This window comes from Bradyrhizobium sp., from assembly GCF_030697065.1.
Classification (GTDB): Bacteria; Pseudomonadota; Alphaproteobacteria; order Rhizobiales; family Xanthobacteraceae; genus Bradyrhizobium.
Genome location: NZ_JAUYQU010000270.1, coordinates 1 through 14,243, shown reverse-complemented (window position 1 = coordinate 14,243; position 14,243 = coordinate 1). Strand labels below are relative to the sequence as shown.

Sequence of the window (14,243 nt, the reverse complement as noted above, 5' to 3'; positions counted from 1 at the left end):
CGTTCGTGACGTGCGCACGCCCCTCGTTCGGGCGGGACGGGCGAGTCTCTAAAGGTGATTTGCCCGACGTGTTAAGGGAAATATTTTTGTTTTCGGGGCTTGACTTTTAATTCTGATAAACAGAAGTGATTTGCCCGTCGGGTAGTTTCACCAGTCGTAGGGTGGGCAAAGGCGCGCGCTTCGCGCCGTGCCCACCATTCATAACCGCCGCACGAAGATGGTGGGCACGGCGCGAGCGCGCCTTTGCCCACCTTACGATTGCTACCCGAACACGTCCTGCAACACGCCGTCCTTCACCACCGCGACGCCATCGAGTTCGATCGTGGCGCCCATCATCGGCAGATCGAAATGACCCGATGTGTAGCGTCCGGCGAATTCGTTGGCGCCGGTGGAGAACAGGAAGTTGCCGGAGACCGCGCGCAGCTCGGTGCCGTTGGTGTCGTTCTTGTCGTACATCGTCAGCGCCTCGTAGCGCGCGCCGGGGTTCATGCCCCAGCCGACATGCGACACCGCATAGGCCTCGCGGTCGCCCCAGGCCGCGAGATAGGACCGCATCATCGCGGCGTCCGCGCCCTCGCCTTCGAGATCGGTGACGTAATCGTCCTTCAGCGTCATTTTGATCGGCGTCGACAGATAGCGCTTGAAGGTGAGGTTGATGTCGCCGGGCGCCATCACGATGGTGCCGTTGACGGTCTTGCTCTTCGGGAAGCTGACGACGATGCCGCCGGGCCAATGCGCCAGCGTGCCCGGCCGGTCGGTCCAGCCCCAGACGCCGGCCGTCTGGGCGCCGGCCATGTCGACATCGAGTTCCGTACCCGCCGTCGAGGTCACCCGCATCCGTTTGGTCCCGCGCAGCATCTTGACCGCGGCGCGGACCCGCTTCTCCAGCGCGGAGTCCGGCACCATGCGCTCCAGCGCTTCGGGATGTTCGTTGGAGATATTGAGAATGCGCGCGCCCGCCTTCAGGATATCAGGCGTTTCCGCCGCATGCATCAGCCCCTCGATGGTGCAGTCGACGACAAACCCCGCCTGCTGCAGCGCGCTGACCACGGGCCCGAGCTTCTGGATCGCTATGCTGGCACCGGTGGAGCGGATCGGAACCGCCTCGCGGTTGCGCGGCGTCGGCACCACGATGTGAAACGGCCTCGCGCCCATCCGCAGCAGCGCCAGTTCGGCGAGGTGAACGTTGAGCGCGCGCGACTGGGTTTCCGACAGGATCGCCGCGGTGTCGCCGGGCTTGACCGCGCAGCGCTCGAAAATCTCGCAGAACGCATCGATCCATTTCGCTTCTATGCGGTCTGGCAGCATGTTTTAACTCCACACTTATATCCAACCGTCATGCCCGGGCTTGTCCCGGGCATCCACGTCCTGGCAGCTAAAGAAGACACGGGTGGCCGGGTCAAGCCCGGCCATGACGGAAATTGCATCAAACTTCCGGAAAGCCGCGCAGCAGATACGACCTCAACCCCTGCAGCAGGCCGTTGAGGATCAGGCCGAGCAGCGAGATCGTGATCAGGGGCACGAACATGTCGACCGCCTGAAAGGTCCGCGCCGCCTTGACCAGCATATGGCCGAGTCCGTCCGTCGACGAGATCATTTCGGCGAGAAACACCACGATGCAGGAAATTACCAGGCCGATGCGGCAGCCCGTCAGGATCGACGGCACCGCGGCCGGGAGCACGACCTTGAACAGGATCTGGCGGCGCGGCGTGCCCGCCGCCATCGCCGACCAGATCAGCTTCTGTTCCACCATCGAGGCGCCGTAATAGGTCGAGAGCAGGATCGGAAACAGCGCATCCGCCGCGACCAGCGTGATCTTGGATTCATGGCCGAAGCCGAGCAGCAGCAGCAGCGCCGGGTAGAGCGCGACCTTGGGCAGCGGTGCCAATACCCGCACGATCGGGCGCACCACGGCGTTGACGGCCGGGCTTGCCGCCGCCGCGAGCCCGATCCCGACGCCCAGGATCACCGCGATGGAAAATCCCGCGAACAGGCGGAACAGCGTGGAGGCGATCTCATGCTGAAAGCTGCTGGTGAAGAGTTGCTGCACGAGCCGGGAAAACACCATCCCGGGCGGCGGCAGCAGCGTCACCGGCGCATAGCCGAACGACGAGATCCCCTGCCACACCGCGATCGCCAGCGCGATCGGTATGACTCCGAGCAGGATATCCGATGTGAGCGCGCGGGCGTTCATGCGAAACTCAGGGGAATGTCGAAGCCGGGCTCGGACCAGCGCACCAGCCGGCTGCGCAGTCTTTCGAACGCGGCGTCGAGGCCGATTCCCATCGCGCCGATGATGATGATCATGGCATAGACGGTGTCGTACTGCCCCATGTCGAGCGCGTTGAACAGGATGTTGCCGGCGCCGGACTGCCGCGCGATCATCTCGGAGGTGACCATGGTGATCAGCGCCAGCACCAGCCCGGTGCGGCAGCCTGTGAGGATCTCCGGCAGGGCCGCCGGGAGCACGATCCGGACCATGCGCTGCGGTGCCGACAGCCCCATGGCGGCGCCCGACCACAGCATCTTTTCCTCGACCGCTCTGGCGCCCTGAAAGCTGTGGTAGATCACGGGCAGGCTGACGCCGAGAAAGATCACCAGCATCTTGGCGAGATCGCCGACCCCGAGCCACAGCATGATGATCGGCATCAGCGCCGCCTTCGGCACCGGATAGGTGATCATCAGCAGCGGATTGAAGAACGACGCCACCAGCCGCGAGCGGCCCATCATCAGCCCGAGCGGTATGGCGAACAGCAGCGCCGCGGCGAAGGCGATCGCCATGCGCCGCAGCGAATCCAGAATGTGGATCAGGGATTCCTGGTCGCCGAGGATCGACGGCACCGCGCGGACCGCCTGGATCGCGGTCGGAAAGCTTTCGGTATTCAGCATCAGCGAGCCGGCCTGCCAGATCGCGAGCAGGCCGAGGACCGCAAGCAGCGGCGCCAGACGCGAGAGCGCGCGAGCCATCATGGCTGCAACCCGTCTTCGCTGGTGTCGTCGATCATGCGTTCGATCTCGACGACGTATTTCTGGTAGCGCGGATCCAGCAGCAGCTCGGCGCGCCGGCGCGGCCGCGGCAGTTCGATGTCGACGATCTGCTTGATGCGGCCGGGCGCCCGCGTCATCACCACGACCTTGTCGGACAGGAACACCGCCTCGTCGACCGAATGGGTGACGAACAGCACGGTCTTGCGGTCGCGCTCCCAGATGTTGAGCAGGTCGTTCTGCAGCCGGGTGCGGGTATGCGCATCCAGCGCGCCGAACGGTTCGTCCATCAGCAGCACCGCAGGGTGATAGGCCAGCGTCCGCGCCAGCGCGACCCGCTGCTTCATGCCGCCGGACAATTCCTTCGGGTAGAAATTCTCGAAGCCCTTGAGGCCGACCATCTCGATCAGCCGGCGGCTCTGCGCCTCGGCCTCCGCCGATTTCACGCCCTGCTGGCGCGGGCCGTACATCACGTTGCCGAGCACCGTCTTCCAGGGAAACAGCGCGAATTCCTGAAACACCGGGCCGCGATCGGGACCGGGTCCGGTGATCGCCCTGCCCTTCACCCTCGCTTCGCCCTCGGTCGGGCTGACAAAGCCGCCGACGATGTACAGCAAGGTCGATTTGCCGCAGCCGGAGGGGCCGAGAATCGAGACGAAGGCGCCATCCTCGATTGTCAGCGAGATATCGGACAATGCCAGATGGGCCTGACGGCCGGAGGTGCGGAAGGTCTGCGAGACATGATCGATCTCGATCATGGCGGATGCCGGCCCGCGCGCCGGCGCCGGATCAGATGGCAACACCTTCATTTCCGCATCTCTCGGCATCGATCCGTCAAGCACGCCCGCCTTCCCCAATTGGTTCCGTCAAACCGAGCATAGCGGAACCCGGCCCGTCTTGGCGATGTCGATCATGGTATCACGCCAGCCCTTCATCGCCGGAGTACCGCGCGCACCGGCGCGGCATCCAGGCCGGAGAGCTTCAGCGGCAGCGCGATCAATTCGTAGTCGCCGGGTGTGACGTGAGCCATCACGAGGTTCTCGACTATGCGAATATCGTGCCGCCGGCAAACCATGTGCGACGGGAGGTCCTTCGACGTCTCCGGGTCGACCGAGGGAACATCCACCCCGATCAGCCGGATACCGCGAAGCGCCAGGCGCTCCACGGTTTCCGGAGCCAGCGTACGAAAACCCGTCGGCCAGCCCAGTTGATCGCCCCGGTCCGCCAGTCTGAAAAGCAACCGCGGCGGAGCTCCGTCGAGGGCGGAGACGATCTCCTCATAGCTGCAGAGCGGGCCATTTCCGCGGGCGTCGACAACCCTGGCCGGGCCGATGAAATCGCCGAGATCCAGCCTGTCGATACTGGCGCCTTCGGGATCGTAGTGCAGAGGCGCATCGACATGCGCGCCGCAATGCGTCGACATCGCGAAGCTGGCGACGTTGACGGGACAGTCGGGCCCGATCGTGAATGTCCGGCTGACGGCAAAAGCGGCATCACCGGGAAAAACCCCCGTGCCGACGCGCAGCGAAGGCGAGATGTCGATCAGGCCGCTCACAATTGAGTCCTGACCTGCCAGAGCTCGGGGAACAACACCACGTCCAGCATCTTTCGCAGGTAGGAAACGCCGGAGCTGCCGCCGGTGCCCCGCTTGAATCCGATGATCCGTTCCACCGTGGTCACGTGGTTGAAACGCCAGCGGCGAAAATAATCCTCGAAATCCACCAGCTTTTCGGCGAGTTCGTACAATTCCCAGAAGCGGCCCGGGTCCCGGTAGACCGACAGCCAGGCTTTCAGAACACTGTCATTGGCGACGTGCGGAAGGGAAACATCGCGATCGAGCGCGGCTTTGTCGATGGCGAGGCCGCGGCGATGCAGCAACCGGACGGTCAGGTCGTAGATGCCGGGTGAGCGATGGACCGAAAGCAGCTCGGCGGCAACGGCTTCGTCTTCGGCGTGAATCCCGATCATCGCGGCATTCTTGTTGCCGACGAGAAACTCGATCACGCGATACTGCCGGGACTGAAAGCCGGACGACCGCCCCAGCAATCCGCGAAACTCGGTATACTCGCTGGGCGTCATGGTGCGAAGCACGTCCCAGGCCGAGTTGAGCTGCTCAAGGATGCGCGATACCCGCGACAATGTCTTGAAAGCCGGCTGCAGATCGTCCGCTGCGATCAACCGGCAGGTGGCGTTCAACTCGTGAATCGCAAGCTTCATCCAGAGTTCGGAGGTCTGGTGCTGGATGATGAACAGCATCTCGTCGTGGGCGACGGAAAGCGGCTGCTGCGCCCGCAATATGTCGTCGAGATGGAGATAGTCCGAATACGACATTTCCCTGCGCGGGCTCATCGCGTCCGTGCCATTCGACGCGCCGACGACATTTTCGGGCATGCCATACCTGCCCTATGCGGGTTGCGCAAAGTAATGGAAACCCTTCGGCATATGCACCGATCCAGCGCTCACGGAAGATATTTTAAGCCTAAAAGGATAGACTTTTGCTGTCAATCGGGATTAAGTTTCGACGATGTCGTCCGCCTCGATGATTTCGCGCGATGCGTGCGTCGCGCGCGATTGCGTTGATCCGCTTCGCGGCTTTCGCGATCGCTTCGTGATTCCCGAAGGCATCATCTATCTCGACGGCAATTCGCTGGGGCCGATGCCGCGGGCCGCGGCGGGCGTGCTGAACCGCACGATCGAACAGGAGTGGGGCCAGGACCTCGTCAGGAGCTGGAATAGCGCCGGCTGGTTCGACATGCCGGTTCGGCTCGGCGACCGCCTCGGGGCGCTGCTTGGGGCCGCGCCGGGGCAAACGCTGGTGTGCGACACCACCTCGATCAATCTCTACAAGGCCATCCACGCCGCCATCGGGCTGAGGCCGGATCGCAACGTGGTGATCGCCGAGGATGAATCTTTCCCGACCGACCTGTATATCGTCGAGGGCGCCATCAAGTCCTCGGGCCGGCCGATGAAGCGTCGGCTGATCGGCACGGACGGCCCGTCGATCGAGGCACTGCTGGACCGCGATGTCGCGGTCGCCGTGCTCTCGCACGTCAATTATCGCACCGGAGAGTTGCTCGACATCGCCGCCATCACCCGGCAGCTTCACGACGCCGGCGCGCTGGTGGTGTGGGATCTCTGCCATTCGATCGGCGTCATGGAGATCGCGTTCGACCGCGACGCGGTCGATTTCGCGGTCGGCTGCACCTACAAATACCTGAATGGCGGTCCGGGGGCGCCGGCTTTCATCGCCGTCGCCAACGCCCACCAGGCCGCCGCGCAGCACCCCTTGTCGGGCTGGTGGGGCCATGCCGCGCCTTTCGCGTTCGATCGCGCCTTCCGGCCCGATGCCGGCATCAAGCGTTTCCTCTGCGGAACCCAGCCGATCATCTCGATGCGTGGCGTGGACGCGGCGCTCGATGCGATGGAAGGTGTCGAGGTCGCAGCCTTGAGGCAGAAGAGCCTCGCTCTCACCGAACTGTTCATGGCGCGCGTTGCGAATCTCCTGCCGGGCCTGGATATCGTGACGCCCAGCCAGCCATCGTTGCGCGGCAGCCAGGTCGGGATATCCTTCGACAAGGGCGCGGCAGTGGTCCAGGCCATGATTGCGCGCGGCGTGATCGGGGATTTCCGGGCACCCGATCTCATGCGCTTCGGCTTTGCGCCGCTCTACGTCCGGTTCGTGGATGCCTGGGATGCCGCAGCAATGCTCGCCGAATGCATCAACGCCGAAGTCTGGCGCGATCCCCGTTTCAATCAGGTTCTCGGCGTCACCTGAGCCGGCACGAAGCCAGTGGCCTGCCTGTCCATTGACGACCACTGGATGACGATTCGCAACGGTTCCAGGATAATTGATGTCCGTTGCGATATTTGTTTCCAGCGACATGGGCCGTATTGATCACAACTCTTCGGTCGCAACCTGCATGGTCGCCGCATCATCGGGATGCCTGCTGCGTCTTCCGGTGACTGGAGAGTTCGGTCGTGCTCCCGCCTCAACCGACTTCGGGGTCTGCCATGGAACACTTCGTCCACCGCGAGAATCTGGCGCATTACCGACGGCTGCTGGCCGAGCCCGGCGTGGCTGACGACCAGGTTCGACACCAGCGGATTCTCAGACTGTTGGCCGACGAAAAAGCCAAGGACGGAACGCGTCCTGAAGAATGACCGCTTTGAGGGTGATCATCGAGACATCGGGCCACTGGCCAGACGAGATCGGTTGAGTTGACTGCCCGCATTTCGAGACCGGGTCAGGCCTGTTCCGTCGTCGCCAGCCGAAGGCCGGACAGCAACAGCTCGCGTTGCACGGGATCGCCATACAGCAATCCTATCTTGAGCCACTGTCCGCCGGGGACAATGCCGTTGCGGGCGGCGAAACCCCGCGCGTAGACGAGTCGGCCCATATGGGCGTAGCAGGCGGCGAGGAACCACATCGTCATCGCGTAGCTCGGCAGTTCGTGGAACGAGGCCTCAAGGGCGACGGCGGCCCGCTCGAAACGCCGCTGCCAGAAATGGCAAATGCCGATACCCGTCAGATGAAAGGCCCGCCGCGAGGTGCGCGGGTCGAGACGCAGCGACATTTCGAAATGTTCGATCGCGACATCGGCTTCGCCGGCAACTGTCCGGATCCAGCCGCTCCAGAGCCAGCCGAAGGCGTGGCTCGGATTTCGGGCCAGCGCGCCATCGACCCAGGGCTTCAGCAGGTTGGCGTCTTCGCCGAGGTTCAATAACGCGCCGGCGGCGCTGGTCATGCTCATTGGGTCGTCGGGTGCCGCTTCGCGGGCCCGCCACGCCAGTATCCTGCCCTGCTCGCTTTCGACCGCGGCGTCGCCCCATCCGCTGAGGAAATTCTGCGAATGGCAAAGCGCCAGCGACGCCAGCGCCGGCCCATATTTCGGATCGCGTGCGATGGCCTGTTCGAGCAAAACGATGGCGCGTGCGATCGGCTCGCGCGCCCACGCCCGTATCAGCGGAAGCGCGCGAAGATACAGGTCGTACGATGTCAGGTCCGCCGTGGGGCGCTTCAGCGCGCGCATGATCTCGGTATCCAGCAGCAGGGGATCGATGACACCCGCCACGCTGGCGGCGACCTTGTCCTGCAGTTCGAACACGTCGTCCATGGGGCCATCGAATTTCCCGGCCCACAAATGCGAGCCCGTCTCGGCCTCGATCAATTGCCCGGCAATCCGCAGCGTCGTGCCGGCCTTTCGCACGCTGCCTTCCAGCACGTAGCGGACGCCGAGTTCGCGGCCGACCTGCCCGATGTCGATGGCCTTGCCCTTGTAGGAGAACGAGGAGTTGCGCGCGATCACGAACAGCGACTTGAAGCGCGACAGCGCGGTCGTGATGTCCTCCACCAGGCCGTCGGCGAAATATTCCTGCTCGGGATCGCCGCCGATGTTCTGGAACGGCAGCACGGCGATCGAGGGCTTGTCGGGAAGCGCGGGCGCGGCAGCCCGGCGCGCCGCGGTTTGGGCGTCCAGATGGACCCGCCAGGCCCGAACGGGCTCGGCGATGTTCTTCAACAGTTGCGGCCCGAGGTCGTCATAGCCGATTTCCAGCTTGCCGCGGATTTCCCGACAGGCGCTCTCCGACATGCAGATGCCGCCGGGCTCGGCAATGCTCTGCAGCCGCACGGCGATATTGACGCCGTCGCCGAAAATGTCGTCTTCCTCGAAAATGATATCACCGACATGGATGCCGATGCGGAACTCGATCCTCTGATCCTGCGGCACGGCCGCATTCTGCCCGGTCGTCGCGCGCTGGATATCAACTGCACACCGCGCTGCATCGATCGCGCTGGCAAATTCGACCAGCAGCCGGTCGCCGCTGGTCTTGACGGTGCGGCTGCGATGCGCCGACATGGCGGGCTCGACCACGGCCTTCTTTAATTCCTTGAGCCGGGCCAGCGTGCCTTCATCGTCGGCAGCCATCAGGCCGTCATAGCCGGCGACATCCGTCGCCAGCACCGCCGCCAACCGCCGCTGCAACCGCTCGCCGGTCACCCCGAAAGCTCCATTTGAATCTGCTGAACGATCAAATCATGTCGGCCGGGCGGCCGCCAGCGTTCTGGCCGGCCGGGCCTTCGCCGCCTAATCGAACCACGGCCATTCCGCCGCGCCGTCATGGGTGACGGCGCCGCCGGGGGCCTGGCCGACCAGGCGGGCATATTTGGCCAGCGTTCCCGCGCGATGCCGCGGCGCCCGCTGCTTCCACGCCTGCCGCCGCGCCGCGAATTCGCCGTCGTCGATCATGAGGTCCATGCGGCGCGCCGCGGCGTCGATCCGGATGCGGTCGCCTTCGCGCACCAAAGCCAGCGGACCGCCGATAAAGGCTTCCGGCGAGACATAGCCGATGCACATGCCGCGCGTGGCGCCGGAAAACCGGCCGTCGGTGATGAGGGCGACCTTCTCGCCCATGCCCTGCCCGTAGATCAGCGCCGTGACGCCGAGCATCTCGCGCATGCCGGGCCCGCCGACCGGGCCTTCGTTGCGGATGACCAGAACATCGCCCGCGGCGTATTTCCGGTTGCGGACGGCGTCGACGCAATGTTCCTCGTCCTCGAACACCCGCGCCGTTCCCTCGAACACCACGCTCTTGAGTCCGGCCACCTTGATCACGGCGCCGTCGGGGCACAGATTGCCCTTCAGCACCGCGACGCCGCCGTCGGGCATGATCGGTTTGGACGGGGTGAAGATGATCTCGCCGTCGGGCGCGTTGGCTGCGCCATATTCCTGCGCGATGGTTCGACCCGATATGGTCAGGCAGGAACCGTCGATGTGACCGCTCTCGACCAGCGCCCGGATCACCACCGCGGTGCCGCCGATGTCGTGGACGTCCTTGGCGGTGTATTTGCCGCCGGGGCGCAGATTGCCGATCAGCGGCGTGCGCGAAAACACCTCCCCGACATCGTCCAGCGTGAAGGCGATACCGGCCTCGTTGGCGAGCGCCGGCAGATGCAGCGCGGCGTTGGTCGATCCGCCGGTGGCGGCGACGATGGCGGCACCGTTCTCCAGCGCCTTGCGCGTGACGATCTCGCGCGGCAGCGGTCCGCCGCGCTCCAGCATCTGCATCACCAGCCGCCCGGCCTGGCGCGCGATCCGGGCGCGCTCGGCATAGACGCCCGGCACCATCGAGACGTTCGGCATGGTCAGCCCCATCGCCTCCGACACCATCGCCATGGTGTTGGCGGTGAACTGGCCGGCGCAGGCGCCGATGGTCGGCAGGCATGACCGCTCGATGCCTTCCAGCGTCGCCGCGTCGATCTCGCCGGTCATGAAGCCGCCGACCGCCTCGTAGGAATCCAGCACCGTCAGCGTCTTGCCCGCGAACCGCCCGGGCAGCGCGCTGCCGCCATAGATGAAGATCGACGGCACATTGCAGCGGATCATCCCCATCATCACGCCGGGCAGCGTCTTGTCGCAGCCGCCGAAACCGATCAGGGCGTCGTAGGCGAGGCCGTGGACCACGGACTCGATCGAATCGGCGATCAGTTCGCGCGACACCAGCGAGAACTTCATGCCCTCGTGGTTCATGCTGATGCCGTCGGAAACCGAAATGGTGGCGAATTCGCGCGGCGTGCCGCCGGCTTCCGCGATCCCGGCCTTGGCGGCATCGACCTGGAAATCGTGCGTCATGTTGCAGGGCGTCTGCTCGCCCTTCATGCTGACGACGCCGATCATCGGTTTTGCAATCGCCGCGTCGTCGAGCCCCATCGCGCGCATGAAGGCGCGGTGCGGCGCGCGGTCGAGCCCATCGGTGGTGACGCGGGATCGCGGTGTTTTCATGGGGTGGAATCTCACTTGCTGTCGTCCCTGCGAACGCAGGGACCCGCCACTGTGCCTCAACGCCGAGTCACGGCGTATGGGTCCCCGCGTTCGCGGGGACGACCCGTTGATAGAGAAAGCCCCTACTGCAGCGGCGCGACGATGGTGGGATGCTTGAACTGCATGACGTCGAGCTTGGGCAGCATTCCGGTCTCGGCATAGATATCGAGCATCTTCTGCATCGCCGGGAAATTCGGCGCGGCGCCGGGATCGCGGCCGAAATCATTGTCCTTGAGCAGATAGGTTTCCAGCACCGGGATCGGCGCCTTCAGCTGTTCGGAGACGACCTTCAGCGTTTCCTCGCGATTGGCCAGCACCTTCTTCATGCCGGCGGTGATGTCGCGCACATAGGCCTTGACGGCTTCCGGGTTCTTGTCGACGAATTCGGCACGGCACGCCTCCAGAATGTGCACGATGTTCGGCATCGCCTCGGACAGCGAGAACAGTTTTCTGGTGCCGCCCTTGGCCTCGGCGCGCGCCGCGAAAGGCTGGTTCATGTTGACGGCATCGACGCGGCCCTGGCGCAACGCATCCTCGGACACCGCGAAGCCGACCTCGACCAGCTTGATGTCCTTGGCCGGGTCGATGCCGGCCTTCTTCAGCAGCATGTTGAACGGCCCCTGGGTGCCGCCGCCGATCACGGAAATGCCGATGGTCTTGCCCTTGAGATCGGCGATGGTCTTGATCGGGGAATCGTCCTTCACCGCCCAATACACCGAGAAGCCGCCGGGCTTTTCGAACACGTGCTGGGCCACGATGTAGGCCTTCAGGCCGCCGCCGACCGCGCCGTTCGACAGCGACAGCGGCGCCTGGGTGGCGCAATCGAGCGCGCCGGCGGCCAGTGCCTGCGTCATCGGCGCGGTGCCCTGGAATTGCGTCCATTCGACCTTGTAGTCCTTGCCGAGGCTGGGAAATTCCGCCGGCCGGCGCATCATCCAGTATTTCGACTCTTCGGCCGGAATGGTCCAGCCGACGCGGATGGTCGTTTGCGCCTGTGCTGCGCTGACGCCGGCCACCACGGCAGCCACCGCGCCGGCCGCCAAGATCCATTTGGAAGATACTCGCATCATGCCCACTCCATTTTTCCCGATGACATCAAGCCATAACGCAATTCCCGTGCCTGAACCTTTCATGGTTCAAACAATCAGGCAAGCCGCCGAAATGGCCAGGTGCGGCGCTTGCCTGCGAGGCGGCGATCCGTGGTAGAGCGGCGGGCCGGGAAAAGCCCCTCGGACGTTGAAGCAGGAGAAACGGGATGGCGGACGGAAGGGAAAAGCTCGGCTATCTCGGGCTCGGGCTGATGGGAATTCCGATGACGCGGCGCCTGCTGGACGCGGGGCACGACGTCACGGTCTGGAATCGCTCGCCCGGCAAGGCCGCCGATCTGGCGGCGGCCGGCGCGAAGCCTGCCGCCACGCCGCGCGATGTCGCCGGCACAGCCGACATCATCTTCATGTGCCTCACCGACGCCGCTGCCGTCGAGCAGGTGGTGTTCGGCCCCGACGGAATTGCATCCGCCAGCGGCGCCACCAAACTCGTGGTCGACTTCTCCTCGATCCATCCCGACGCCGCGCGCGCGATCGCGATGCGGCTGAAGCAGGCCAACGGCATGGGCTGGATCGACGCGCCGGTCTCCGGCGGCACCAGGGGCGCCGAGGAAGGCACGCTGGCGGTGATGGCCGGCGGCGATGCCGCCGACATCGAGCGGGTGCGGCCCTATGTGCTGGCGATGGCGCGGCGGCTGACGCATATGGGGCCGACCGGCGCCGGCCAGACCACAAAACTGTGCAACCAGATCATTTCCGGCTGCGCCATGGCAGTGCTGGCGGAGGCGACGCGGCTCGCCAGCAATGCCGGCATCGATGCCTCAAGACTGCCGGAGGCGCTGGCCGGCGGCTTTGCCGATTCCATCCCGCTGCAATTGTTCGTGCCGCGCATGGCGCAGGGCATTCACTCGCCGCCGCTCGGCCATATCGCCAGCATCCTGAAGGACCTCGACACCGTGGTCGATGTCGCCCACGACACCTCGACGCCGGTGCCGATGACGGCGCTGGCCGCGCAACTGTTCCGGATGGCGAAGGCCGCGCGCGGCGCGGACGCCGATGCGCTGGAGATCTATAAATTGTCGGAGAAGCGAGGGGACTCTTGATACCGTCATTGCCTGCGACAAACGCGAAGCGTTTGCGCAAGGGAGCGCTTGCGACGAAGCAATCCATCTTCTTGCGAGCCGGGAAAGAAAGAATGGATTGCTTCGCTTCGCTCGCAATGACGGCTGATGGGCAAAACAAAAATCTCGAAAACAACCCCATGCACAGAATGGCTAGACGGGCGGCACCTGTCCCGCCACAAGATATGGTACGCCGACCTCCTGCAAGCGGGGCGGGGTAAAGCTCCTACCGCTCCGCGAACGCCTTCTCGACCACGAACTGGCCGGGCTCGCCGTGGTTGCCTTCGGCAAAGCCCTTGGCCGACAGCAGTTCGCGGGTGTCGGTCACCAGCGCCGGGCTGCCGCAGATCATGATGCGGTCATGTGCCGATTCAAGCGTGGCAAGTCCGATATCGCTGAACAGCTTGCCCGAGCCGATCAGGTCGGTGATGCGGCCGCGGTTGCGGAAGGGGTCGCGGGTCACGGTGGGATAATAGATCAGCTGGTTGCGCACGAGGTCGCCGATCAGTTCGTCGTTCGGCAACTGTTCGGTGATCATCTCGCCATAGGCGAGTTCGGCGACGCGTCGGCAGCCGTGCAGCAGCACCACCTTCTCGAAGCGTTCGTAGGTCTCGGGATCCTTGATCACGCTGAGAAACGGCGCGAGCCCGGTGCCGGTGCCGATCAGATAGAGATTGCGGCCGTCCTCCAAATTGTCGATCACAAGCGTGCCGGTGGCCTTGCGGCTGACGATGATCGCGTCGCCCTGTTTCAGATGCTGCAGGCGGGAGGTCAGCGGCCCGTCCGGCACCTTGATCGAGAAGAATTCCAGCCGGTCCTCGTAATTGGCGCTGGCGACGCTGTAGGCGCGCAGCAGCGGCTTCTCGCCGACCTTGAGCCCGATCATGGTGAATTCGCCATTGCGGAAACGGAACGAGGGATCCCGGGTGGTGGTGAAGGAGAACAGCGTGTCGGTCCAGTGATGGACGCTGAGGACGCTTTCCTGGTTGAAGTTGCTCATCTTGCCGATCCCAAAGCTGGAGGGCCGATTGTGCCGCTCAATTCGTTTGTATACATTCATTCGTATACGAATGAATAATCCGGCTTGCTCCCGGCGTCAAGGCACGGGCAGTATGGCTTCAGCGGCCCAGCGAAGGCATTGAAGGAAAAGGAAAAACCATGGCTCACGACGCCCCCCAGGCCGCCGGCCCGACCAAACTGGTGATCCGCAATATCGGGCTGCTGCTGTCGGGGGCGCTGGAAAAGCCGATCCTGGATGCCGACACCATCGT

13 protein-coding genes are annotated in these 14,243 nt (G+C 64.5%); 3 read left to right on the top strand and 10 right to left on the bottom strand.

Annotation, left to right across the window (positions count from 1 at the left end):
• Nucleotides 1–261: 261 nt before the first annotated feature.
• The 6 genes from Q8R73_RS21210 to kynA all read right to left on the bottom strand — a co-directional run bounded on the left by Q8R73_RS21210 (nt 262) and on the right by kynA (nt 5,376).
• Nucleotides 262–1,308, bottom strand: coding sequence for a peptidase M29 (locus Q8R73_RS21210; protein WP_305721502.1), 1,047 nt, complete (start codon nt 1,306–1,308; stop codon nt 262–264).
• 118 nt (nt 1,309–1,426) lie between these two features.
• A complete protein-coding gene (locus tag Q8R73_RS21205; protein WP_305721501.1) occupies nt 1,427–2,194 on the bottom strand; it encodes an ABC transporter permease in 768 nt (255 codons plus the stop codon).
• The gene (locus Q8R73_RS21200; RefSeq protein WP_371126147.1) at nt 2,191–2,967 is read right to left on the bottom strand and encodes an ABC transporter permease; all 777 of its coding nucleotides are present in this window, start codon (nt 2,965–2,967) and stop codon (nt 2,191–2,193) included. Before Q8R73_RS21200 ends, Q8R73_RS21205 begins: the two co-directional genes overlap by 4 nt.
• Nucleotides 2,967–3,794 carry an ABC transporter ATP-binding protein gene (locus Q8R73_RS21195; RefSeq protein ID WP_305721499.1) on the bottom strand — a complete coding sequence of 276 codons (828 nt, stop codon included), beginning with the start codon at nt 3,792–3,794 and terminating at the stop codon, nt 2,967–2,969. Before Q8R73_RS21195 ends, Q8R73_RS21200 begins: the two co-directional genes overlap by 1 nt.
• A gap of 122 nt (nt 3,795–3,916) precedes the next feature.
• Nucleotides 3,917–4,540, bottom strand: a complete 624-nt coding sequence (gene kynB / locus Q8R73_RS21190) for an arylformamidase (RefSeq protein ID WP_305721498.1) — start codon at nt 4,538–4,540, stop codon at nt 3,917–3,919.
• Nucleotides 4,537–5,376 carry a tryptophan 2,3-dioxygenase gene (gene kynA / locus Q8R73_RS21185; RefSeq protein WP_305721497.1) on the bottom strand — a complete coding sequence of 280 codons (840 nt, stop codon included), beginning with the start codon at nt 5,374–5,376 and terminating at the stop codon, nt 4,537–4,539. Before kynA ends, kynB begins: the two co-directional genes overlap by 4 nt.
• 133 nt (nt 5,377–5,509) lie before the next feature.
• Here kynA and kynU point away from each other — a divergent pair, with 133 nt between their 5' ends.
• The gene (gene kynU, locus Q8R73_RS21180; protein ID WP_305721496.1) at nt 5,510–6,760 is read left to right on the top strand and encodes a kynureninase; all 1,251 of its coding nucleotides are present in this window, start codon (nt 5,510–5,512) and stop codon (nt 6,758–6,760) included.
• Between the two features lie 236 nt (nt 6,761–6,996).
• The gene (locus Q8R73_RS21175) at nt 6,997–7,146 is read left to right on the top strand and encodes a hypothetical protein (RefSeq protein ID WP_305721495.1); all 150 of its coding nucleotides are present in this window, start codon (nt 6,997–6,999) and stop codon (nt 7,144–7,146) included.
• Nucleotides 7,147–7,229: 83 nt separating this feature from the next.
• Here Q8R73_RS21175 and Q8R73_RS21170 read toward each other — a convergent pair whose 3' ends face one another.
• The 3 genes from Q8R73_RS21170 to Q8R73_RS21160 all read right to left on the bottom strand — a co-directional run bounded on the left by Q8R73_RS21170 (nt 7,230) and on the right by Q8R73_RS21160 (nt 11,875).
• Nucleotides 7,230–8,984 (bottom strand): adenylate/guanylate cyclase domain-containing protein, encoded by a 1,755-nt coding sequence (locus Q8R73_RS21170; RefSeq protein WP_305721494.1) that lies wholly within the window; start codon nt 8,982–8,984, stop codon nt 7,230–7,232.
• A gap of 87 nt (nt 8,985–9,071) precedes the next feature.
• Nucleotides 9,072–10,766 (bottom strand): dihydroxy-acid dehydratase, encoded by a 1,695-nt coding sequence (gene ilvD, locus Q8R73_RS21165; RefSeq protein ID WP_305721493.1) that lies wholly within the window; start codon nt 10,764–10,766, stop codon nt 9,072–9,074.
• 122 nt (nt 10,767–10,888) lie between these two features.
• Entirely contained in the window at nt 10,889–11,875 is a 987-nt protein-coding gene (locus Q8R73_RS21160; protein WP_305721492.1) for an ABC transporter substrate-binding protein, read from the bottom strand.
• A gap of 185 nt (nt 11,876–12,060) precedes the next feature.
• Between Q8R73_RS21160 and Q8R73_RS21155 the strand changes: the two genes are divergently transcribed.
• Nucleotides 12,061–12,954, top strand: coding sequence for an NAD(P)-dependent oxidoreductase (locus tag Q8R73_RS21155; RefSeq protein WP_305721491.1), 894 nt, complete (start codon nt 12,061–12,063; stop codon nt 12,952–12,954).
• A 244-nt stretch (nt 12,955–13,198) separates the two neighbouring features.
• On the opposite strand, the gene Q8R73_RS21150 is transcribed toward Q8R73_RS21155, so the two are convergent.
• Nucleotides 13,199–13,972: a ferredoxin--NADP reductase gene (locus Q8R73_RS21150; RefSeq protein WP_305721490.1), complete on the bottom strand. Its 774-nt coding sequence runs from the start codon at nt 13,970–13,972 to the stop codon at nt 13,199–13,201.
• Nucleotides 13,973–14,243: the final 271 nt, after the last annotated feature.